Below are 23,305 nucleotides of genomic sequence, written 5' to 3' on the forward strand. Positions count from 1 at the left end.
ACTGCAATGGTATACCATCGGGCGACCTGTCTAGGCCCGTGCGCCGCCGCTGTCCAGGAGCATCTGCAGAAAAATGATGCGCCGCACCATCATCTGGTGCGGCGCATTCCTGCGTCTGGCAGGCTGGAAGATCGTATCCGGATCAGCCGACCGGGATCGGGTCGAACTTCGCCCGGAGTGCCAGATAGCCTCCCTCGGCGCTGCTGCCATAGGTGCGGGCGTGGTCCAGATAGGTCATGTACGAGGTCCAGGCCCGCCGGGTCACGTCGTCGCCGCGATCGCGCAGTTCCAGGGCCACGGCACGGGCGGCATCGGCCAGCACCTTCTGGACCTCGTCCGGGAAGGTCCGGACCTGCACGCCATGCTCGTTCTTCAGCACCACCATCGCCTCGGCGTTGCGGGTGAAGTACTCGGTGAAGGCGGTCTCGTATTCGGCGGCGCAGGCACTGCGAACGATCGCCTGCAGATCCTCGGGAAGCTCGTTCCAGTGCTTCTCGGAGATGCCGAGCTCGGCCACGGCGCAGGGCTCGTTCGTGCCGGCGACGTAGTAGTTCTTGGTGATGCGATGCAGGCCGAAGGCCAGATCGTTCCAGGGACCGATCCATTCCGCCGCGTCGACGGTGCCCGACTGCATGGCCTGGAAGATGTCTCCGGGCGGCAGGGTCACGACATTGACGCCCAGCCGGCGCAGGATTTCGGCGTTGAGGCCGGCGGTCCGCATCTTGAGGCCCTTCAGGTCCTCGACCGTCTTGATTTCCTTGTTGAACCAGCCGGCGGCCTGGACGCCCGTATTGATGCAGGGCAGGGCCTTGATGCCGAACGGCTTGGTCATCTCGTCCTGCAGCGCCTCACCACCACCATGCAGCCACCAGCCATGGGCCTCCCAGGCAGTCATGCCGAGCGGGATGGAGGTGAACAGGGTCAGGCCCGGATTCTTCCCGGCGAAATAGTAGCTGGGGCTGTGATAGCACTCGGCAGCGCCCTGCTGGACCGCATCGAAGGTCCCGAAGGCCGGGGCGAGTTCGCCTGCGCCGAACACCTTGATTACCAGACGGCCCGCGCTCATCGCCGCGATGCGATCGGCCAGCCGCTGGGCAGAGGTGCCGACACCCGGGAAATTCTTCGGCCAGGACGTGACCATGCGCCATTCGGTGCGCGACTGGGCAAGCGCGGGTGCCGCAAGGCCGCTGGCGGCCGCAGCTGTGGTTGCTGCGGCGGCGACGGCGCCACCGCGGAGGAAGGAACGGCGATTCATTTTGGACGGGCCTCCCCACGTGGATGCTGTTCGGCCCGTTGCCGACGGCCACCGCCGCGCTCTCCCGATGCGGTGGGACCTGGATCTGCCGGTGCCGGGCCGATGGGCGCGCATACCCCGTCTGCGGGACGGACGAGCCGCGCGACCATTCTTGGTCGCCGATTATAGGAGGCGTGCGCCGAAAGTGAATAGGTCAACCATGCGTTCGCGAATACGACCATGCATGTAACGTGCTTTCGCCACCGCTGCGTGCCGCGGTCATAGCGTGACGGGCGAACAGTCTTCGATGGTTTCGAATACCGGCATTATGCCTGACGGGGCAGGGGCACCCAGGCGCCATCGACCAGGGCTTCCATCGGGGCGAAGCGGGCCTTGTAGGCCATCTTCCGGCTCTCGGCGATCCAATAGCCGAGATAGACATAGGGCAACCCCAACTCGCGTGCGCGGTCTATGTGCCAGAGCACGATCCGCGTTCCCAGGCTGCGGCGTGCCGCGTCGGGATCGTAGAATTTATAAACGGCCGAGAGCCCGTCGCGCACCCGGTCGGTCAGGCAGACGGCGATCAACTGCCCCTCTTCGCCCCGGAATTCGACAACCTGCGTATCGATGGGGCTTTCTTCCACCATCATGCGGTAGTCGTGGAAGGTCATGGTCGCCATTTCACCGTCGGCGTGGCGGCTTTTCTGATAACGCAGGAACAGCTGGTACTGCTCCTGCGTCGCCGTCAAGGGCACGATGGTGTGGGCGAGATCGGCGTTCCGCCGCAATACGGTCCGCTGGCTGCGGGTCGGCTCCATGCCTGCCACCCGGATGCGCACCGGCACACAGGCCGAGCATCCGGGGCAGGCCGGCCGATAGGCCATATGCTGCACACGCCTGAAGCCCGAGCGCAGCAGCCAGTCGTAGAAGGACTGGGCGTTGGGCACATTCAGATCCGCCACGACGTCCCGTTCCAGCCGGCCTTCGATATAGGGGCACGGATGGGCGACGGTCATGGTGAACAGATGTTGCGCCCGATGCGGCCACTCCCTCATGGCGATCTCCGAAGGCGGGAGCACGCGCGGCGTGTGACGCGCGTTCACTGACGATAACTATAGCAGTCGCTTCCACCCCGGACCAAGGCCCCGCGGGGGCCTTACATCTGAAGAGAGCCGCTCTCGCTGATGTCGTGATCCAGGCGCTGAACTTCCAGCCCTTCTTTTTCGAGCCGGCCGATCAGTTCCCGGGCATGGTCGGGGCCGCGTGTCTCCACGACCAGGTCGACCTCGACCGCCTTGATCGGCACGTGAGAGAAGGCGCGTTGATGATAAACCTCGAGGATGTTGGCGCCGGCATCGCCGATCAGCCGGGCGATCAGCGCCAGCTCTCCCGGCCGGTCATACGAAATCACCCGGAGCCGCATGACCTTGCCGTCCCGTACCAGGCCGCGGAGCAGGATGGAGGACAGGATGCGGGTATCGATATTGCCGCCCGAGACCACGAGACCGACGGTGCGGCCCACGAAGCGTTCGTGATGGGCAGGGTCGAGCAGGGCGGCGAGGCCAACCGCACCGGCACCCTCGACCACCGTCTTCTCGATCTCGACGAACAGCTGAACCGCGCGCTCGATGGCGGTTTCATCGACCAGAAGCAGGTCGTCGACGCAGTCGGCGATCACCTGCCGGGTGAACTGGCCGGGGCTCTTGACCGCGATGCCTTCGGCGATGGTCATGCCCTGGGCAGCCGGAACCTCGCGGCCCAGCGCCTGCACCATGAACGGATAGCGATCGGCCTGAATGCCGATCACCTCGATCTCCGGCTTGAGCGCCTTGGCGGCCGCGGCGCAACCGGCGATCAGACCACCACCCCCCACCGGTACCAGCATCACGTCGATATCCGGTGCCTGTTCCAGCATTTCCAGCGCCACCGTCCCCTGACCGGCCGCGATCAACGGATCGTCATAGGGGTGGACGAAGGTGAGGCCCCGCTCGGCTGCAAGCGAATCCGCCCTGGCACGGGCCTCTTCCAGCGTGTCGCCTTCAAGCACGACCTCTGCGCCCAACGCGCGGGTGTGGCCGACCTTGGTGAAGGGTGTGAAGCGGGGCATCACGATGGTGGCGGGAATGCCGAGCCTGCGCGCCTGAAGGGCGACACCCTGGGCGTGGTTGCCGGCCGACATGGCGATCACACCCCGCGCCCGGGTCGCGTCATCCAGGGCGAGCATGCGGTTCAGCGCGCCGCGTTCCTTGAACGAGGCGGTGAACTGAAGGTTTTCATACTTGCAGACCACCTTCGCGCCGGTGAGGTCGCTGAGCGTTCGGGAGGCCTTGCAGGGGGTACGCTCGATCGATCCTGCAAGGCGGGCAGCCGCCTCGCGGATCTGGTCGAGCGTCAGCAGGGTGGAGGCTGGCACGTCGGGGGCTCCGGTACAGGGCCCGTGCCGCGTCCGGTCAGTTGGCCGGTGCGGTCGCGGGCGCCAGGGTCAGTCGCTTCGTCCCGGCCGCGGCGTCGATCCGCGACCAGTCGGTGATCATGGGGATGAAGCGGGTCTCGGTCCAGCGCGATGCGAAGGCATCATAGCCGGCGGAGAGCGGATTGCCGCTCTGCCCGGTGCTCTGGATGAACATCGAACGCTGCGGGTCGGCAAGATCGTAGATCGCGCGATAGCCGGGGCCGTGGGTCGATCGGAACATCTGCGGCCCTTCCGGTGCATCGGCAGCCCAGCGCTGGGCGTTGACGGTGAACGGGTCGCCGCCGATCGGCTGCGAGATGGCGAGCACATCCTTGAGCACCGGCACGGCCGACAGCACCCGGTTCTCGGAGACTGCAGGATGCGCCTTGCCCCATGTCCAGGCGGAGATGTCTTCACCCTGGGTGCGGATCAGCAGGGCCATTGCGTCGTCGAGCGCGCGGGCGATCTGAACGGCGCAGCTCTCCGTCTCCGTGGTCCGCCGGTCGTCGCACCAGACCGGGTCGCGGGTCAGCGCGACCCGCAGGAATTCGGTGCGGTGGCCACGATAGTCGCCGAACAGATCGTCGCCCAGCTCGTCGGCTGCGATGCGCGGCAGCAGGGCGTCATACCAGGCCGAGAAGATCAGCGGTGCGGTCTGATCGGCCGCCATGTCGCCGTCCCAGCGCTTCAGGATATCGAGTGCCTCCGCGGCGGCCGGGTGCTCCGGGCTGGCGTCGCGGATGCCGGCCATCATCAGCGGCATGAACTGGCGGGCCATCAGAGAGACGGTATCGCCCATGATCGCGCGGAAGCTCTCGGTATCGTGCTTGTCCGTCTCGTCGAGCATCTGGTCGATGCGGTCGGCGCGATAGGGGGCGGTCCATTCCCGGCTGATGAAATAGGGATAGCCCTCGGGCGTGATCCGCTGATTGGCGGTGACGATCCGGCCATCTTCCGGGTCTGTCAGCTGTGGCAGCTCGTCATAGGGAATCCACCCGGTCCAGTCTCCCTCGCCGGTCCAGCCGCGGCTGGGGAGAAAGCCGTCGCCCGAGGCCCGGATCGGCACCCGGGCCGGCGCCAGATAGGCGATCCGGCCGCCGGTGTCGGCGAAGACGATGTTCTGCTGCGGCCAGTAGAAGTCGCGCAAGCCTTCGCGGAAGCTGGGGAAATCGGTGGCGGTGTTGGCGGCGAAGGCTGCACGCAGGGTGGGGTCGTCATCGGTCAGCGCCACCCAGCGGAAGGCGAGCACATGGCGCCGGTCGGTCAGTTCCCCGCCGCCATTGACGACATCGGTCACGATCGGGCCGTTGCGGCTTTCGCGCACCGTGAAGCTCTCGGGCTCCGCCCCCTTGACCTGGATGGTCTCGCTGCGGGTGGTGAAGGCCAGGGGGCCATCCGGTGTTTCGTAAGTGTCGGCGCCCGGCGCCGTCAGCTGTTCGATCACGAAATCCTGGGTGTCGGGACCGGTATTCGTGAAGCCCCAGGCGAAACTGTCGGTGCGCCCCAGCATGACGCTGGGCAGGCCGGGCAGGGTGGCGCCGATCACCTCCAGGCCGGGTGCGGAGAGATGGGCGAGGTACCAGAGCGACGGTGCGCCCAGCCCCAGATGGGGGTCGTTGGCGAGCATCGGCTTGCCGGTCGCCGTATGGGCGCCCGACAGCACCCAGTTGTTGGACCCGATACCGTCGATCGGCGGCGCCGCCCCCTGGTCCAGCAGGGTTGCAAAGGGCGTTGCGGCATAGATCTTCGTCAACGCGTCCAGATCGGTGCCGAGCCCGGCGATTTCCGGCAGGGCGACATTGCCGTCGGCATCGTAATCCGGCCAGAGATCCGAGATCTGCTCCGGCGTGATGCCGGCTGCAAGCATGCGGGCGCGCAGCAGCTCGTCGCGCCAGTTCTTGGCCAGGTCCCAGGCCATCATCTTCAGCCAGACCATCGAATCGGCGGGCTTCCAGGGCGTCGGCGTGATGCCGGTCAGCACGAATTCCAGCGGCCAGGCGCCGTCATGGCTGGCGATATAGGCGTTCACACCGGCGACATAGGCATCCAGCCGGCGACGGGTCTGATCGTCGAGCTTTGCATAGGCCCGTTCGGCATGGCCGTAGACACCGATGGTGCGGATGAAGCGGTCGATCGACAGCGTCGACTTGCCGGCGAATTCCGACAACCGGCCCGATCCGACCCGGCGCTGGAACTCCATCTGCCAGAGCCGGTCCTGGGCGTGGAGGAAACCGAGGGCAAAGACCGCGTCCTCGATGCTCCGGGCCTTGATATGGGGCACGTCGTTCTCGTCACGGATGACCGTGACCTCGCCCGAAAGCCCCTGCAGGGCCAGGCGCCCCTCGGTCTCGGGCAGGCTGGTGCGCAGCCAGATCACGCCGATCACCACGGCGGCGATCACGATGAAGACGAGACCGCCCAGAATTCGACCGATCCAGCGCATGAAGATCCCCGCCTCTTGCCGTCAGAACGCCGCGGAATCCGTGCCGCGTCACGGCGGCAGTCTGATGGAGGCGCGGCTCCGGATCAACCTCTGCGTCACGCGACGGGGGTAAGAAGAACGGATCGACGGTCGCGGATCCGCAACGTCATCCCCATATGATGCAGAAGAGCCATGACCTTCCGCCCCCCAGATCAACGAGGAGCAGAACCGGATGTCGGACCTCTTCCCCACCCGTCGACGCAGCACTCCGGGCCGTTTTCCGGATGTCGATACGATGGTGACGCGGCTGAAGCCCAGCTATCCGGTCTATTGTTTGAAACCGTCGCGGCTGGCCGATGCCGCCCGTACCTTTATCGAAGGCTTTCCGGGCGAAGTCCTCTATGCGGTGAAGTGCAATCCCGAACGTGCGGTCATCTCCACACTTTATGAGGCGGGGATCGCCGGCTTCGACGTCGCTTCGCTTGCCGAGGTGGCGCTGGTCGCCGATCTCTTTGAAGAGGCGGAGCTGCATTTTCATCACCCGATCAAGAGCCGGGCGGCCATTGCCAATGCCTATCGGGTCTATGGCGTGGAACGCTTCGCCGTCGATCATCCCGACGAGCTGGCCAAGATCCACGCCGAGACCCGCGGCGGGCCGGTGGTGATGATGGTGCGACTGACCACCGACAGCAGCCGCAGCACCTATGACCTGTCAGCCAAGTTCGGCGCCTCGGTGCCCGAGGCGGCGGCGATGATGCGTGAGGCCCATCGCCTGGGCCATCAGGTCGGGCTGTATTTCCACGTCGGGTCGCAATGTCCGGACCCGCAGGCCTATGACGAGGCCATGGCGGTGGTGCGGGCGGCGATGGATCACGCACCGGAGGTGCCGGTTGTGGCGCTCGATGTCGGGGGCGGCTTCCCGGGACGCTATGATATGGGCGTGGAGATGCCGCCGGTCGGCGACTATTTCGCCGCCGTCCGACGGGCGCTCGATACCATCCCGCCGCTGCCCGGCCGGCGCATTCTGTGCGAACCGGGGCGTGCGCTGGTGGCTGACGGGCTGTCGCTGGTGGTGCAGGTGCATCTGCGCAAGGGCGACCGGCTGTTCATCAATGACGGCATCTATGGCAGCCTGTCGGAGACCGTGACCGGCCAGCTGCGCTTCCCCGCCCGCGCCATCCGCCCGGCCGGGCCGCTGGATGCAGAGCGTCAGCCCTTCACCATCTTCGGGCCCACCTGCGATTCGACCGATGTGCTGCCGGCGCCGCTGCTGCTGCCCTCGGACATTCGTGAGGGCGACTGGATCGAAATCGACATGATCGGGGCCTATTCCAACGCCCTCGCCACCCGGTTCAACGGCTTTCTGCCCGAAGCCGTGGTCGAAATCGGCGAACCCGCCGCAAGGGCGGCGGGTTCGGTGTTGCGGCGGGCCGAGGCGGTGCTTCCGGTCACTTGACCGACAGCTGCGCCTCCAGCGGCCCGCCCGGCAGGCCGGTATAAACCGCGCGCACGACCTGGCCTTCTTTCAACGGCAGCGGCCGGCTGATGGCGCCCAGCGTGATCAGATCGCCCGGCTTCAGGCTTTCGCCGCGGGCCTTCAGATGGCCGATCAGCCAGACCAGGGCATTCAGGGGCTGGCCCATGATGGCCGAGGACCGGCTTTCGACGATCAGCCCGCCATGACCGTCGAGGACCTTGACCTGCATCTCGGCCATGGCGGCGACGAATTCCGGTGTGGGCTGAACCGGCACCGCCTTGCCGACCACGCCGGTACGCATGCCGGCATTGATCATCGCGAGCGTCTCGGCGTTCAGTGGCTCGCCTGAGGCCAGCAGCAGGTCGGGAACGTCGATATAGGCCGAGACCGTGGCGAGATGGGCGGCCACCTCCAGCGGGTTGGTCGCCTGCATGATGCCGGCATCCTTGACCGTAACCGCCAGATCGACCTCGACCGTCGGCCGCGCGCCGACATCGCGCGGCACATCGGCGCCGTTCTCCAGGATCTGGCCGGCGAAGATCCGCCCCACCACCGGGGCGCGGGCCCCGAACATCTCCTGCGTGGTGCGGGCCGTCAGCGTCAGCTTCCAGCCCAGCTGTGCCGGTCGCGACGGCATCGCGGCAGCAAGGAAGCGGTCCTGGGCGGCGTAGGCCTGCGCAAGATCCGGCTTCACCTCAGGCGCCTTGGGCTGGATGCGCGCCAGCCAGGCCCGGCCGAGACGTTCCGCCTCTTCCGCGACCTTGGGTGGCAGGGCGACGGAGGCGCGCCGCGTCGCGGGCTGCTGCTGACCTGCCGGTTGTGACACACCGGGCTGGGTGGGTGCCGCAGGGGCGGTGGGTGCCACGGGTGCCTGCGGGACAAGAACCCGCGGCCCCGACTGCTGTGCCACGGCGGGCAGGGCGATAACGGCGGCCACAAGGCCGGTTGCGGCCGCCATGGCCGGAAGACGGAACGAGATCGGCACCTGGAACTCCGGAAACCGTCAGGGATAAAGAGAAAGGCCGTGCAAGGCGGCTCAGCCGTTCAGCTTCGCCGCCACGTCGCGGGCATAATAGGTGAGAACACCGGCGGCACCGGCCCGCTTGAAGGCCAGCAGGCTTTCGACCACCACTTTCTCGCCGTCCAGCCAGCCATTCGCAATGGCTGCCTGAAGCATGGCGTATTCGCCGCTGACCTGGTAGGCGAAGGTCGGCACGCCGAATTCCTGCGACACCCGCTGCACGACGTCGAGATAGGGCATGCCGGGTTTCACCATCACCATGTCGGCACCCTCGGCCAGATCGAGCGCCACTTCGTGCAGGGCCTCGTCGCTGTTGGCGGGGTTCATCTGATAGGTGCGTTTGTCGGCGGCGCCCAGATTCTTTGCCGAGCCCACCGCATCCCGGAAGGGGCCGTAGAAGGCGGAGGCATATTTGGCGGCATAGGCCATGATGCCGCAGCCGGCGAAGCCGTCGGCATCCAGCGCGTCGCGGATGGCGGCGATGCGGCCGTCCATCATGTCCGACGGCGCGATGACGTCGGCGCCGGCACCGGCCTGAACCAGAGACTGCCGGCACAGCATGTCGACGGTCGGGTCGTTCAGGATCTGGCCGTTCTCGACAATGCCGTCCTGGCCGTGGCTGGTATAGGGATCGAGGGCGGCATCGACGATGACGCCGATATCGGGGACGGCGTCCTTGATCGCCCGGATCGCCCGGCAGGTCAGATTGTCGGGGTTGGCGGCCTCGCGGCCGTCGGGGGGCTTCAGCGCCTGATCGATCGAGGGGAAGAGCGCCACGGCCGGAACACCCAGATCGCGCGCCTCACGCACCGCAGCGACCGCGCGATCGATCGACAGCCGTTCCACCCCGGGCATTGAGGCGACCGGCTGCGCGACCCCTTCGCCATCCACCACGAAAAACGGCCAGATCAGGTCGTCGGGCGAAAGCCGGTTCTCGGCGACCAGCCGGCGCCACCAGTCGGTCCGGCGATTGCGACGCATGCGGGTGCGCGGGAAACGTCCGAGGGGGGTCGGTGCCACGACACGATACTCCTGATCGAAAGTCCGAAAGGCTCTGCCGGGGCCAGAGAATGCACCCGCCGGGGCCCGACGTAAACCGGATGCCGCCGCGCCGCGGCAAAATCGCCCGGCAGGGCGTGCATGGGGGCCGCATCCGGGTGAAATTGACAGCGATCCGGTGGCCTCTATGATGCCCGGCATATCATGGCCTTTGCCATGACCGCGGGCCGGGCCGGTTGCCACGCCGCCGGCTTCGTCAACACAAAGGATCAGAGGAAACCAGATGAGCGACGCGCAGATCCTGTTCGACCGTGCCGGTTCGGCCGGTATCATCACCCTGAACCGGCCCAAGGCTCTGAACGCGCTGACCCTGCCGATGATCCGCCTGATGGCGCCGCAGATGAAGGACTGGGCTGCGGATGATGCGGTGGCCGTGGTGGTGGTGCGCGGGGCACCGCGCCCCGATGGCCGACCCGCCTTCTGCGCCGGTGGCGATGTTCGCGCCCTCTGGGACGAGCGTGAGGACCCGACCAGCACGCTGGCGGCAGAGTTCTTCGGCGAGGAATATACCCTCAACCGCGAGATCTTCCGGTACGCCAAGCCCTATGTGTCGCTGATCGACGGCGTGGTGATGGGCGGCGGTGTCGGCCTGTCTGCGCATGGCCGCTGGCGGGTTGCGACCGAGAACACGCTCTTCGCCATGCCCGAAACCGCCATCGGCATGCTGCCGGATGTGGGCGGCACCTATATTCTGCCGCGCCTGCCCGGTCTCTCGGGCACCTATCTGGCGCTGACCGGCGCCCGGCTGAAGGCGGCGGACTGCCTGGCGCTGGGCATCGCGACCCATTTCGTGCCGTCGGCGAAGCTGGGCGAACTGACCGAGGCGCTGTCGCAGGTGACGGCCGGTGCCGGTGCCGACGCCGAGGTGGAGGCGGTGCTGAACCGCTTCTCGGACGCGGCTGCCGCCGGCACCCCGCAGATCACCCAGCATCTGCCGACGATCAACGCCTGCTTCGCGGGCGACGATATGGCCGGCATCCTCGCGCGGCTGCCGGTCGAGGGCGGAGAGTGGGGTGCGGGCGTGGCGAAGGAGCTGTCGCACAAGTCGCCGACCAGCATGGTGATTGCGCTCCGCCAGATGCGCATCGGCGGCAGCCTGTCCTTTGAGGACTGCATGATCACCGAATTCCGTGTGGCGACCCGCATCGTGCGGACCCATGATTTCGGCGAGGGAATCCGCTCGGTGCTGGTCGACAAGGATCATGCCCCGGTCTGGTCGCCGGCACGCGTCGAGGATGTCGACCCGGCAGCCATCGACGCGCTGTTCGCGCCCCTCGGCAACCGTGACCTGCATTTCGACTGATTTTGCGTCGATTCTGCGTCAAAGTAGATGGCCGCGCCGGAGAACCGGCGCGGCCATCTTGACTTCGGCGTCGTGGTCGAGATGATCGCCTATTGGACTGCCACGCCGGCGGAGAGACCGGCGACAGCAGGACGTTCGTCAAAGTAAACGGCCCCGCTCATGGCGGCACGGGCAGCGGACCGGCGACACCCGCAGCCCCGACCCATGGCCTGAACTCCCGCCGGGCAACGCCGAGGACAAGGTGCGACAGTCTTATCTGGAGACAATTCGTCTGATCGAGCGGCTTCACCGCCGCTTTCTCGACGTGATCAAGGCCGAGCTGGATCGTCTCGGTATCAGCGACATCAACAACGTCCAGGCACTGATCCTGTCGAATATCGGCGAGGAACAGCTCACCATCGGCGAGCTTACCGTCCGTGGCTATTACCTGGGCTCGAACGTGTCGTACAACGTGAAGAAACTGGTCGAGAATGAATATCTCGAACAGGAACGCTCCCCTCATGACAAGCGGGCGATGCGCATTCGCCTGACTCAGAAGGGGCGGGATCTTTGCGACCGCGTCAATGAACTCTACGAGCGCAACTGCACGGCCCTGTCCAAGGGCGTGCTGGAAGCCGATGATCTCACCGAGGTGAATGAGAGCCTGCGGACCCTGGAGCGGGTCTGGTCCGACTATATCAATTACGGCCGGTTCTGAGCCTGGCCATATAAAAGACGACAGCCAAAGAGAAAAGGGCGCCCGACGAAGCGGGCGCCCTTTCTCGTGGCCTGGTGAATAACGCGGCGCTCAGAGGCCGTCGAGGACCGGTGCCAGATAGCCCGACAGCGTCATCAGCGACACATGCACGCCGCGATTGTAGTAGCGGGTCGGGAAGGCGCAGGTCTCGATATCGTCCCACCGCACGCCATCGTTCAGCTTCCGGCCCTTGCGGGCGATGGAAGACGACCAGGTGCCACCGCCATAAATGACGGTGGGATAGGTCATCGGGTGGCTGTCGATGAAGCCGGCACCGCGCAGGCAGCGATGGATCTCCTTCAGGCGGCCCTGATGGAAGAGCGGCGATTCGCTCTGGACCACCACCATGCCGCCATCGGTCAGGATCCGGTGGCAGTCGGCATAGAAGGCGGCGCCGAACAGCCCTTCCGCCGGGCCGACCGGATCGGTGCTGTCGACGATGATCACGTCATAGCTGCCGGCGGCTGCGTTGCGCACCCAGGCGACGCCGTCCTCGAAACGGATCGACGCTCGCGGATCATTGTTCGACGCCGTCAGCTCGGGGAAGAATTTCTCCGACACCCGCACGACGCGCTCGTCGATCTCGACCATGTCGACATGCCCGATCCCGGGGTGGCGCAACACCTCGCGCAGGACCCCGCAATCGCCGCCACCGATGATCAGCACCCGACGGGGCCGTTCATGAATGAACAGCGCCGGATGGGCCATGACCTCGTGATAGAAGAACTCGTCCTTGTCGGACACGTTCACAAAGCCGTCGAGCACCATGGCCGTGCCGAAGCCGGTGGTGCGAAACACCTCCAGGCGCTGGAATGGCGTCCGCTCGGCGTGGAGGACTTCCGCCACCTGCAGACTGTACTGGAAGCCGGTGCCGGCCATGCGTTCAGTGAACCACAGCTCGCTGTCCGCAGCTGCGATGATCTTTTCCATCTTGTCCGATACCTGAGCTGGAGCGTCGGAAAGGGCGGGTGACCCAGGGTCAGCCGTTGACGACCTTCTTGGGCGCTTCGACAGGCACGCGACCGGCAAGCATCGCCTGATGGCCGCGCTCCAGCGACATGGTCGAGAAGGTTCCCGACTTCAGCGCTTCGCGCAGATAGTGGAAGGCCTGTTCGGTGTGCAGGCTGTCGCCGCAGGTGAACAGGTCCACCGCCGCATAGCCGTATTCGGGCCAGGTGTGGATGGCCAGATGGCTTTCGGCGATGATGATCGCGCCACTAACACCCAGCGGCGAGAAATGATGGAAGGTATGGGTGACGATGGTCGCCTTGGCGCGCTTGGCGGCCTCGAGCATCGCATCGGTCACGTAGTCGACATTCGCCAGAAGATCGCCGTCGCAGTCGTAGAATTCAGCGATGATCTGATGTCCGAGAGCCTTCACGGCACACCCCCCTTTTCAGAGAAGGTGGCGATCCACCCCAGGTCTCACGCCACAGTTCGTTACACACCCAAGAGGACGAAAGCCGGGCCGCCCGATCTTCACACGATCGGAACACGGTCCGGCCATCGGAACGGGTCACCAGCATTGCCTCGTGCCCGGATAAAGTGGCTGGAACCTAGGGATGGGGGGAGGGGGTGTCAACCGAATTTCATGTGACGATCATTCCCGATCGTCGCGGATGCGACGGACGCACGGGCGGGCACGAGGTTATGCTGTCAGACAGAGGTCCGCATGGCGGCGGTGACGGACCGGTGCATGTCAGACGCAATGCCGCGACAGGAGGAGACGACCAACCCAATGTCTACAAGCTTTTATGATGATCGCTTCACCCGCCGTCGCATCACCGTCGACGACGGGATCGGCATTCATCTGGTCGAAGGCGGCGAGGGGCCGCCCCTGCTGTTGCTGCATGGCTACCCTGAAAGCCATGTGATGTGGCACAAGGTGGCGCCGGCGCTGGCGGCGCATTTCCGGCTGGTCATCCCGGATCTGCGCGGCTATGGCGACAGCGACAGACCGGCCGGCGATGCGGCCCATGCGACCTATTCCAAGCGGCGCATGGCGGCCGACATGGCACAGGTGATGACCGCCCTTGGCCATGAGCGGTTTTCGGTTGCGGGCCATGATCGCGGTGCGCGGGTGACCCATCGGCTGCTGCGCGATCACCAGCAGCGGATCGTGAAAGCCTCGGTGATGGATGTGGTGCCGACGCTCGACGTCTATGAGGCGACGGACATCACGGTGGCCACCAGCTATTTCCACTGGTTCTTCCTCATTCAGGAGGGTGGGCTGCCGGAGCGGCTGATTGCGGGCGATCCCGGCTTCCTGCTCGACTGGGCCTGTGACCGGCTGTGCGTCGACCCGGCGGCGATCGGCCCCGAAGAGCGGGAGGAATACAAGCGCTGGTTCGTTCTGACCGAAACCATTCATGCGACCTGCGAAGACTATCGCGCCGGGGCGACGATCGATCTGGAGCATGATCGAGCGGATCGGGATCTGAAACTGACCGTGCCGCTGCTGGTGTTGTGGGGCGCCCATCGTCTGGTCGGGAAACGTTTCGATCCGCTCGCGATCTGGCGCAGTTACGCCGAGACGGTAGAGGGCGAGGCGCTCGACTGCGGTCATTTCCTGCCGGAAGAGGCACCGGACGAGGTGGCCCGACGGATGATCGCTTTCTTCACCACATAAAAACCAGCCGGACGCCATGTGTCCCAAGCTTGTCCCTTGAGCCCTGCCGCGGGCGATGCCCATGATGAGGCATTCGCCCGTGCAAAACATGCAGGGCATCAGGGGACCGGCCAGACCATGAGCAGACGCGACCGACACGCCGAGAGCGACACAGCCGAGCGACCGCATGGTGGCGGGCGGCTCAGGCGCTATTTCCTGGCCGGAATCGTGGTGACGGCGCCGATCGCCATCACTTTGTATGTCGGCTGGTGGTTCATCGCCTTTGTCGACGATCTGGTGCTGCGTTTCGTGCCGCCGGCCTACCACCCGGACCAGTACCTGCCGTTCAGCATTCCGGGCGCCGGTCTGATCGTGGTCGTGATCGGCATCACCCTGATCGGCGCCTTTGCTGCCGGTCTGGTCGGCCGCGAACTGGTGCGGCTGGGCGAGGGCATCGTTGCCCGGATGCCGGTGTTGCGCAGCATCTATGCGGCCCTGAAGCAGATCTTCGAGACGGTGCTGACCCAGGGATCGCAGTCGTTTCGAGAGGTGGTCCTGATCGAATATCCCCGCCGCGGGCTCTGGTCGCTGGCCTTCATCACCGGCACCACCGGCGGGGAGATCCAGCGGCTGACCAAGGCGCGGATGGTGAACGTCTTCGTACCGACCACCCCCAACCCGACCTCGGGCTTCCTGCTGTTCGTGCCCGAGACCGAGATCGTCCGACTGGCGATGACCGTGGAGGAAGGCGTGAAACTGGTCATTTCAGGGGGGCTGATCACGCCGCCGGATGCGGCGGATCCCGAGGCGCAGGCAATTGCCGCCCCGCGCGGGACCGACCGGCGCGAAGGGCTTGATAAACCCGATCGGAATGCGCATGTTTAATCCATCATGATGCATTTCGGCGTTCATCATCGGTCCGCCTGCCTGTTGCGCGGCGGCAATCTCGTCACGGGCTGACCGCCCGGACCGTTCGCGTCCATTGAACCGGCGCCCGGTCCGGGTGCCTGCGCCGTTGCGGCGCCGTGGCCGTGCCCGTATTCGGGACATAGGTCACATTCAAAATCCGGAACCGTCGATCCGCCCAGGCAACCGAGGTCGCAGTCTCGGGGCCGGGGGCGCCGCCGCCCGGTCTACCGCCCTCGCGACGAGAGAGCCGTCAGGATGTCCGCCCGTCATGATCCGTCACGGGGCCCCGAAAGCCGGGCCACCGTGATCTGTTTCGTCTGTCATCGCGCCGTGGGGGCCGATGATTTCCACCGCGATGGCTGCCCCATTTGCGGGGCCGGCCGGCATCTGCCGCCGATCCGGTTGCTGCCGGACGATGCCCGCCGGCTGGCCGCGCTTGCCGGCCGGCTGGTGACGCAAAATCCAACGCTTGTGGGGGCTCTGACCCGTGAACTGGCCCGTGCGGTGATCGTGCGCGATGCGCATGGCGCCTGGGGAACCGCACGGATCGGCGCGGAACTGCGTTTCCGCCTTGATGGAAGCGCAGAACCCGTCCGCCGGCGTCTCCATCTGCCCGAGACGGCGGGGCAGGCCGCCCAGGGCTTCGATCTCTCCCTCGCAACCCCCCTCGGCATCGCACTGGTCGGGCTGGCCGCGGGCGCGGTCATGCCCTTCACCGACCTCTGCGGCACCCGACGCCTCGTCCGGCTGGACGGGGTGCGTGACGCCGCCTGAACCATCATCCGAAAGAAACGGAGACAACATCATGATGACCAATGAAAACCTTCAGCACGCCCCGGCCATTCCCGCTCAGCCGCCGCCGGTGATGCTGGGCGAAAGCGATTACGACCGGTTGAGCGCGCTGGCCGATATGGCCGCTGTGGAACCCGGCAGCGCCGTCGCCTTCCTCGCCGCCGAACTCGATCGCGCAACGATCGTGGCCGATGACGAACTGCCGGGCGACGTGGTTGCGATGCACCGCCGTCTGGCCTATCGCGCCGATGACGGTGCCGAGCATCAGGCGATGCTGGTCTTCCCCCGTCAGGCCGATATTGCGGCCAACCGGGTATCGATCCTGACCCCGGTGGGCGCTGCGCTGATCGGCCTCAGGACCGGTGCGTCGATCGCCTGGCGCGACCGCATGGGGCGCGAGCGCCATCTGACCGTGACGGCGGTCGGCTGATCAGCCCGAGCGGAGATAGCGCACGGCCTGATCGCGCTCGAACAGATAAAGCAGGGTTCTGAGCGCCTGGCCGCGCGGCCCGTCGAGTTCCGGCGTGCGCTCGATCTCCAGCCGGGCCTGTGCCTGGGCGGTCTCGATCAGGTCGGCATGCAGATCAAGATCGGCGAACCGCATTTCCGGTTCGCCGCTCTGCTTCGTCCCCAGCGCATCACCGGCCCCGCGGAGCTTCAGATCCTCCTCGGCGATCACGAACCCGTCCTCCGTCGCCCGCATCACCTCCAGGCGCTTGCGGGCGATTTCGCCCAGCGGGGCGGCGTAGAGCAGCAGGCAGCTCGCCTGATCGTCGCCCCGGCCCACCCGGCCGCGCAGCTGGTGGAGCTGGGCCAGCCCGAAGCGCTCGGCGTGCTCGATGATGATCACCGTCGCATCGGGCACGTCGACGCCTACCTCGATCACCGTCGTCGCCACCAGTACATCGGTGCGGTCATCGGCGTCCCTGGCGCGGAAGCGGGCGATGGCGGCATCCTTGTCCGCGCCCTTCATCTTGCCGTGGATCAGGCCGACCCGCGGCCCCAGCTGATCCACCAGATCCTCGGCACGGGCGCCGGCCGCCGAGAGATCCGCCTTCTCGGAGACGTCGACCAGGGGGCACACCCAATAGACCTTGTGGCCCTCGTCGATGGTCCGACGCACGGCATCGATCACCTGATCCATGCGGTCCATCGGCAGCACTCGGGTCTGGATGGGCTTGCGGCCAGCGGGCTTCTGCCGGATCCGCGAGACATCCATATCGCCATAGGTGGTGAGCGCCAGGGTCCGCGGGATCGGCGTCGCCGTCATGACCAGGGTGTCCACCCCCCGGCCCTTGGATGAAAGCTGCAGGCGTTGATGGACGCCGAAACGGTGCTGCTCGTCGATCACCGCCAGGCCCAGATCGCGGAAGGCCACGCCCTCCTGGAACAGGGCGTGGGTACCGACCAGGATGTCGATCTCGCCGGCCTCCAGTGCCGCCAGCACGTCGCGCCGCGCCTTGGCCCGTTCGCGCCCTGTCAGCAGGCCGAAGCGAAGCCCGGCCGGGGCGCCGAGCCTTGCCAGCGTTTCCATGTGCTGGCGGGCAAGCACGTCGGTCGGCGCCATCAGCGCCGCCTGTGCCCCCGCTTCGACCGCGATCGCCATGGCGATCAGCGCCACCACCGTCTTGCCGCTGCCGACATCGCCCTGAAGCAGACGAAGCATGCGCAGGGGCCCTGCCATGTCGCCGGCAATCTCCGACAAGACCTGACGCTGATCCTGGGTCAGACGGAAGGGCAGGCCGGCTTCGATCGGCCGGGTCAGCCGCCCGCTCCCGGCCAGATGGCGGCCGGCCGCCCGCCGCTGACGGTTGCGGACCAGCGCAATCGCCAGCTGATTGGCGAAGAGCTCGTCATAGGCCAGGCGGCGCCGGGCCGGATGAAGCGGTGACAGATCATCGGCATCGGTCGGCGCATGGGCCGTGGCGAGCGCGCCCCGCCAGTCGGCCCAGCCTTCACGGGCAAGCACGCCGCGATCGATCCATTCCGGCAGCTCGGGCAGGCGGGAAACCGCGAATTTTGCGGCCTTGCGCAACAGCTTGGGCGACAGACCGTCGGTGCCGGGATAGACCGCCTCGACCGTCTCCACCTCGGCCCGCTTCTCGGGCGGGACGATATGGTCGGGATGGGGCATCTGCACCTCGCCGCCATAGCGTTCGACCTTGCCGCTGACGATACGAACCTCCCCGTCGGGCATGAGCCGCCGCCAGTCGGCCTCGCGGCCGTGGAAAAAGACCAGGGTCACGCCCGTGCCGTCGGGATCCGCGCACCGCACTCGGTGCGGCTGGCGCGGGCGTTCGGCCGGCTGATGTTCAAGGATGGTGAGCGTGAAGGTGACGATCCGTCCCGCTGGTGCGATCACGGCGGGCGGCGCGTAACGCCTGTCGACCACGGAGATCGGCAGCGTGTTGATCACGTCGATCACCCGGTTGCCGCGTGCGGCACGCTCCACCAGTTTCAGCACGCGCGGGCCGATGCCGGGCAGGCTGGTGGCTTCGGCAAATAGCGGGAAGAGGGCTTCGGGGCGCATCTGGTCCGGTCAACAGGCACGGTCGGGCGTGGTGGGCGCATCGGGCGCCAACGATAGGGGCGGGGCCGGGCCGTGACAAGCTGCATGGCCGCAAGGCCCCGAAGCCGCGCCGGGGGGTGACAGCGAAGGGCGCGCGGGCTATATCACGGGACGCAGACGACAAGCAGGAAGGGCACCAGCTCTCATGGCCGAAGACCTCGAAATCCGTCGCCGCCGGCTGCGCTATCAGAGCTGGTATCGCGGATGCAAGGAAACCGACATCCTGTTCGGCAAATTCGCCGATGCCTGGATCGACCGTTTCGATGCCGACCAGCTCGATGCCTTCGAAGCGCTGCTCGACGAAAGCGATGTCGACCTCTACAACTGGTTGAGCGGCCGTGAGCCTCTGCCCGAAGATCTGGCGGACAACCCGGTCATGAAGATGATGATGCAGTTCGACGTGGCAACCGCGCCCGATCGCGGTCTGGCCGAGGGTGGCCTCGGCGGCGCCTGAGAACTGACCTCTGAGATCGGGCCTCCAAGACCGGGGCCCCGCCGGAACCTCTCCATTCCCGCCAACCTTTCATGCCCCAGACCGTTTCGAATGAACGACGTCGCCGCCTCGCTCTGGTCCTTTTCGGGGCCGGTCCTTCGGGGACGGAGGACGCGCTTGAAGGATGCGACGCCCGTGCTGATCGATCCCACGCTTTTCGACCGCCCCGGACGCATCCTGCTGACCGAGGCGCCCGACGGTCTGGTCTGGCAGCTGGCGGCAGAGTTCGCAGCCGGCAGACCAAAGCGTGATCTGGTTCTGGTGATGCGTGACGACGCCCGGATGGCGGCCGCGGCCGACGCGCTGAAAGTTCATCTGCCCGAGGCGGAGGTGCTGCGCCTGCCGGCCTGGGACTGCCTGCCCTACGACCGGGCGTCCCCCAACGGCATGATCGCCGCCGAGCGGATGGATACGCTGACCAGGCTGGCCGGCGGCCCGGCGGCGGACGACCCGAAGGCGGGGACGGGAAGCCGGCCGCGCGCGATCGTCGTCACCACGGTCAATGCGCTGGCCCAGCGCGTGCCGCCGCGCGAGAGCCTGGCACTGGCCAGGCTTCGGCTGGAGCCGGGACACCGGCTGTCGACAGAGCGTCTGGTCGACTATCTGATGCATAACGGCTATGTCCGCGCCGGCACCGTGATGGAGCCGGGTGAGTTTGCCGTGCGCGGCGGCATCGTCGACCTGTTTCCGGCCGGTGAGCCGGACCCGGTCCGCCTGGACTTTTTCGGCGACGAGGTGGAGGCGATCCGGAATTTCGACCCCGTCACCCAGCGGTCCAATGCCCGCATCCGCCGGCTGGATCTGAAGCCGGTGAGCGAGATCCTGCTGACCGAAGGGGTGATCCAGCGCTTCCGACAGGGATATCGCCAGGCTTTCGGCGCGGTCGGCACCGGCGACCCGCTCTACGAGGCGATCAGCGCCGGGCGGCGCCATGCCGGTATGGAGCACTGGCTGCCGCTGTTCCACACCCATCTGGAGCCGGTGACCGCCTATTTCGACCGTCCGGTGATGGTGTTCGATCATCTGGCCGATCAGGCCTTCACCGAACGGCGCGTGCTGATCGAGGACTATTACGAGGCGCGACGCACGGGGCCCGTGTCGATCATCGGCGGCGAGCGCGAGGCCCCTTATCGGGCGCTGCCGCCCGATCAGCTGTACCTGACCGCGAAGGAATGGGCCGAAATCGGCCGCAGCGAGACCCTGGTTGCCGTACAGCCCGGTGCTGCGGAGCGGCCGCTCGAGCAGGGCTGGCAGGCGGCGCGGCTTGCCGGGCGGGCCGCCCGCGACTTCGCACCCGAGCGCAAGGACGAGGACGTCAACCTCTTCGAGGCGCTGAAGGCCCATGTCGATGCCGAGCGGTCGGCCGGGCGGCGGGCGGTGGTCTGCTGTTACAGCGCCGGCTCGCTCGACCGTATCCGGACGGTCTTTGAAGATCATGGTCTGAAGCAGCTGGAGCAGGTGGAGACCTGGGCCGATATCGGCAAGGCGAAGCCCGGCGCGCTGGTGCTGATCGTGCTGCCGCTCGACCACGGCTATGTTGCGGGCGATCTTTCGGTCCTGACCGAGCAGGACATTCTGGGCGACCGTCTGCACCGCAAGACCCGCCGCAAGCGGCGGGCGGAGAATTTCCTGCGCGATGCCGACAGCCTGACCGTCGGCGATCTGGTGGTGCACGTCGATCATGGCATCGGGCGCTATGAGGGGCTTGAGACCATCACCGCCGGCGGCGCACCGCATGACTGCGTGCTGGTGGTCTATGAAGGCGGCGACCGGCTGTTCGTGCCGGTCGAGCATATCGACATGCTGTCGCGCTATGGCACCGCCGACGGGCCGGCGCCGCTCGATCGGCTGGGCGGCAGCCAGTGGCAGCAGCGCAAGGAGCGCACCAAGCGGCGGCTGAAGGACATGGCCGACGCGCTGATCGCGGTCGCGGCCGAGCGGCAGCTGAAAGGCGCTGCCCGGATCGAGCGGCCACAGGGGCTGTATGACGAGTTCTGCGCCCGTTTCCCGTACACGGAAACCGAAGATCAGCTGCACGCGATCGAGGATGTGATCGACGATCTGGCATCGGGCCGGCCGATGGACCGGCTGATCTGCGGTGATGTCGGCTTCGGCAAGACCGAGGTGGCGCTACGGGCGGCCTTCATTGCCGCGATGAGCGGGGTCCAGGTTGCCGTGGTCGCGCCCACGACCCTGCTCTGTCATCAGCATTTCCTGGGCTTTACCAAGCGCTTCCAGGGATTTCCGATCAAGATCGTCGAAGTGTCGCGGCTGGTCGCCGGCAAGCGCGCCACCGAGGCGAAGAAGGCGATCGCCGATGGTACGGCCGATATCGTCATCGGCACGCATGCGCTGCTCTCCAAGGGCATCTCGTTCCGCGATCTCGGCCTGATGATCATCGACGAGGAACAGCATTTCGGCGTGAAGCACAAGGAACGGCTGAAGGAGCTGAAGGCCGATGTCCATGTGCTGACCCTGACGGCAACGCCGATCCCGCGCACCCTGCAGCTGGCGCTGGCCGGTGTGAAGGAATTGTCGATCATCGCTACACCGCCGGTCGACCGACTGGCGCTGCGCACCTTCACCATGCCCTATGACAGCGTCATCGTCCGCGAAGCGATCCTGCGCGAGCATTATCGCGGCGGCCAGACCTTCTTCGTCTGCCCGCGGATCGAGCAGGTCAAAGAGGTGGAGGAACGGCTGCGCAGCCTGGTGCCCGAGGTCAAGATCGCGGTCGCCCATGGCCGGCTGGCGGCGGGCGAGCTGGAAGACGTGATGGGCGGCTTCTATGGCGGCGAATACGATGTGCTGCTCTCCACCAGCATCGTGGAAAGCGGGCTCGACATTCCGCGGGCCAATACGATCATCATCTATCGTGCCGATCTGTTCGGCCTGGCCCAGCTCTATCAGCTGCGCGGACGGGTGGGGCGCGGCAAGCTGCGCGGCTATGCCTATCTGATGCTGCCTGCCAATCACGGTGTCACCCGCACCGCCGAGAAGCGGCTGGATGTGATGCAGACCCTGGACAGCCTGGGGGCGGGCTTCACCCTGGCCAGCCACGATCTCGACATCCGCGGCGCCGGCAATCTTCTGGGTGAAGAGCAGTCGGGCCATATCCGCGAAGTCGGGCTCGAACTGTTCCAGCAGATGCTCGACGACGCGATCGAGGCGGCAAAGACCGGAGGCGGTGACGCCCCCGCACGGGCGCCGGTGCGCGACTGGTCGCCGCAGATCAATCTCGGCGCCGCCGTGCTGATCCCCGAGACCTATGTCTCGGATCTGGATGTGCGCATGTCGCTCTACCGCCGTCTGGCCGATCTGGACGAGGGCGACGAGCTGGATGCGTTTGCCGCCGAACTGGTCGACCGCTTCGGGCCGCTGCCCGACGAGGTCCGCCAGCTGCTGCAGATCGTCGCGATCAAGCGGCTGTGCATCGCCGCCGGTGTGGAAAAGGTCGAGGCGGGACCCAAGGGTGCCACCATCGCCTTCCATCTCGACCAGTTCGCCCGGCCGGACGGGCTGATCCAGTTCATTGCCGGCCAGTCGGGCACGATCCGGCTGCGGCCGGATCACAAGCTGGTGGTGATCAGGGCGTGGGCGACCGTCGACGACCGGCTGAAGGGTGCGCGCGACCTGATCGCGACCCTGGCCCGGATCGCCCGGACGGGCAAGGCGGCATAGATCCTGCCGGAGCAGGTCGCGTCCCTGTCACGTCTGCACCCCAAAACGGTCACACGCCACGGGTTACGCCGGACCGACATCCTTCCCATATGTGTGGTGCCTTGAGTTTCATGGCCTGCAGGCACGATGTCTGCAGGTGCACCCCCATCGCGACAGGAAAGGACGTCAGCCATGGCGAACGCCGATACCGCTGCCGGGAAGGCCGTCGACACCGAGATGGAAACCCTGAAGGCCGACCTGGCCGCCCTTAAGGCCGATCTGGCCAAGGTGACCCGACAGGCGGGACGCACGGCCGGCGTCGGCGCCGAGGAGTTGGGCGACAAGGCCAATGAAGAGATCAGCCGCCTGAAGGCCGAGGTCGACCGCCTGATGCATCTGGCGAGCGAGCGGAGCCGCGGTGCGGTTGCAGCCGCCGAGCACAAGATCGAAGAGCGGCCCCTGACCAGCGTTCTGGTGGCCTTTGGCGTTGGCCTGGTGATCGGCAAGCTGATCGATCGCCGGTGAGTGCGGATCATCCGGGGATCATCCGATCCCTTCCGACCTTCCAAC

At 66.6% G+C, this 23,305-nt stretch carries 19 protein-coding genes; 10 read left to right on the plus strand and 9 right to left on the minus strand.

Annotated features, from left to right (window positions below):
* Window positions 1-142: 142 nt before the first annotated feature.
* From CMO28_RS08560 to CMO28_RS08575, 4 genes are all read right to left on the minus strand, one after another.
* On the minus strand, window positions 143-1,255 hold the full coding sequence (locus CMO28_RS08560) for a TRAP transporter substrate-binding protein (protein WP_062763401.1): 1,113 nt from the start codon (window positions 1,253-1,255) through the stop codon (window positions 143-145).
* Window positions 1,256-1,560: 305 nt separating this feature from the next.
* Window positions 1,561-2,289, minus strand: coding sequence for an arginyltransferase (locus tag CMO28_RS08565; protein WP_014745128.1), 729 nt, complete (start codon window positions 2,287-2,289; stop codon window positions 1,561-1,563).
* 101 nt (window positions 2,290-2,390) lie between these two features.
* Window positions 2,391-3,647: a threonine ammonia-lyase gene (locus CMO28_RS08570; RefSeq protein ID WP_296712448.1), complete on the minus strand. Its 1,257-nt coding sequence runs from the start codon at window positions 3,645-3,647 to the stop codon at window positions 2,391-2,393.
* A gap of 37 nt (window positions 3,648-3,684) precedes the next feature.
* Window positions 3,685-6,129 carry a penicillin acylase family protein gene (locus CMO28_RS08575; RefSeq protein ID WP_296712451.1) on the minus strand — a complete coding sequence of 815 codons (2,445 nt, stop codon included), beginning with the start codon at window positions 6,127-6,129 and terminating at the stop codon, window positions 3,685-3,687.
* A gap of 211 nt (window positions 6,130-6,340) precedes the next feature.
* On the opposite strand from CMO28_RS08575, the gene CMO28_RS08580 reads away from it, so the two are divergent.
* Complete coding sequence (locus CMO28_RS08580) at window positions 6,341-7,564, plus strand: type III PLP-dependent enzyme (protein ID WP_296712454.1); 1,224 nt, start codon at window positions 6,341-6,343, stop codon at window positions 7,562-7,564.
* On the opposite strand, the gene CMO28_RS08585 is transcribed toward CMO28_RS08580, so the two are convergent.
* Window positions 7,557-8,570 carry a 2-keto-4-pentenoate hydratase gene (locus CMO28_RS08585; RefSeq protein ID WP_296712456.1) on the minus strand — a complete coding sequence of 338 codons (1,014 nt, stop codon included), beginning with the start codon at window positions 8,568-8,570 and terminating at the stop codon, window positions 7,557-7,559. The two genes, CMO28_RS08580 and CMO28_RS08585, sit on opposite strands and share 8 nt — an antisense overlap.
* 51 nt (window positions 8,571-8,621) lie before the next feature.
* Window positions 8,622-9,626, minus strand: coding sequence for a porphobilinogen synthase (gene hemB / locus CMO28_RS08590; RefSeq protein ID WP_296712459.1), 1,005 nt, complete (start codon window positions 9,624-9,626; stop codon window positions 8,622-8,624).
* 262 nt (window positions 9,627-9,888) lie between these two features.
* On the opposite strand from hemB, the gene CMO28_RS08595 reads away from it, so the two are divergent.
* Window positions 9,889-10,968, plus strand: a complete 1,080-nt coding sequence (locus tag CMO28_RS08595) for an enoyl-CoA hydratase/isomerase family protein (protein ID WP_296712462.1) — start codon at window positions 9,889-9,891, stop codon at window positions 10,966-10,968.
* Window positions 10,969-11,209: 241 nt separating this feature from the next.
* Window positions 11,210-11,665, plus strand: coding sequence for a MarR family winged helix-turn-helix transcriptional regulator (locus tag CMO28_RS08600; protein WP_062761829.1), 456 nt, complete (start codon window positions 11,210-11,212; stop codon window positions 11,663-11,665).
* Between the two features lie 90 nt (window positions 11,666-11,755).
* Here CMO28_RS08600 and speE read toward each other — a convergent pair whose 3' ends face one another.
* Window positions 11,756-12,634 carry a polyamine aminopropyltransferase gene (gene speE / locus CMO28_RS08605; RefSeq protein ID WP_296712468.1) on the minus strand — a complete coding sequence of 293 codons (879 nt, stop codon included), beginning with the start codon at window positions 12,632-12,634 and terminating at the stop codon, window positions 11,756-11,758.
* A gap of 49 nt (window positions 12,635-12,683) precedes the next feature.
* Window positions 12,684-13,085 carry an adenosylmethionine decarboxylase gene (speD, locus tag CMO28_RS08610; RefSeq protein WP_014745137.1) on the minus strand — a complete coding sequence of 134 codons (402 nt, stop codon included), beginning with the start codon at window positions 13,083-13,085 and terminating at the stop codon, window positions 12,684-12,686.
* 357 nt (window positions 13,086-13,442) lie between these two features.
* On the opposite strand from speD, the gene CMO28_RS08615 reads away from it, so the two are divergent.
* From CMO28_RS08615 to rnk, 4 genes are all read left to right on the plus strand, one after another.
* Complete coding sequence (locus CMO28_RS08615) at window positions 13,443-14,333, plus strand: alpha/beta fold hydrolase (protein ID WP_296712473.1); 891 nt, start codon at window positions 13,443-13,445, stop codon at window positions 14,331-14,333.
* A 117-nt stretch (window positions 14,334-14,450) separates the two neighbouring features.
* Complete coding sequence (locus CMO28_RS08620; protein ID WP_296712476.1) at window positions 14,451-15,197, plus strand: DUF502 domain-containing protein; 747 nt, start codon at window positions 14,451-14,453, stop codon at window positions 15,195-15,197.
* 279 nt (window positions 15,198-15,476) lie between these two features.
* On the plus strand, window positions 15,477-15,995 hold the full coding sequence (locus CMO28_RS08625; RefSeq protein ID WP_296712478.1) for a hypothetical protein: 519 nt from the start codon (window positions 15,477-15,479) through the stop codon (window positions 15,993-15,995).
* A gap of 31 nt (window positions 15,996-16,026) precedes the next feature.
* Complete coding sequence (gene rnk, locus CMO28_RS08630; RefSeq protein ID WP_296712480.1) at window positions 16,027-16,443, plus strand: nucleoside diphosphate kinase regulator; 417 nt, start codon at window positions 16,027-16,029, stop codon at window positions 16,441-16,443.
* Here rnk and recG read toward each other — a convergent pair whose 3' ends face one another.
* The gene (gene recG / locus CMO28_RS08635; protein WP_296712484.1) at window positions 16,444-18,543 is read right to left on the minus strand and encodes an ATP-dependent DNA helicase RecG; all 2,100 of its coding nucleotides are present in this window, start codon (window positions 18,541-18,543) and stop codon (window positions 16,444-16,446) included. It lies immediately after the preceding gene.
* Window positions 18,544-18,727: 184 nt separating this feature from the next.
* Here recG and CMO28_RS08640 point away from each other — a divergent pair, with 184 nt between their 5' ends.
* The 3 genes from CMO28_RS08640 (at window position 18,728) to CMO28_RS08650 (ending at window position 23,260) form a co-directional block, all read left to right on the plus strand.
* On the plus strand, window positions 18,728-19,036 hold the full coding sequence (locus CMO28_RS08640; protein WP_014745143.1) for a succinate dehydrogenase assembly factor 2: 309 nt from the start codon (window positions 18,728-18,730) through the stop codon (window positions 19,034-19,036).
* Between the two features lie 156 nt (window positions 19,037-19,192).
* Window positions 19,193-22,756 (plus strand): transcription-repair coupling factor, encoded by a 3,564-nt coding sequence (mfd, locus tag CMO28_RS08645; protein WP_296712488.1) that lies wholly within the window; start codon window positions 19,193-19,195, stop codon window positions 22,754-22,756.
* Between the two features lie 171 nt (window positions 22,757-22,927).
* On the plus strand, window positions 22,928-23,260 hold the full coding sequence (locus CMO28_RS08650; protein ID WP_014745145.1) for a DUF883 family protein: 333 nt from the start codon (window positions 22,928-22,930) through the stop codon (window positions 23,258-23,260).
* Window positions 23,261-23,305: the final 45 nt, after the last annotated feature.

The sequence above is a fragment of the Tistrella sp. genome (assembly GCF_002684955.1).
In the GTDB taxonomy this organism is placed as follows: Bacteria; Pseudomonadota; Alphaproteobacteria; order Tistrellales; family Tistrellaceae; genus Tistrella; species Tistrella mobilis.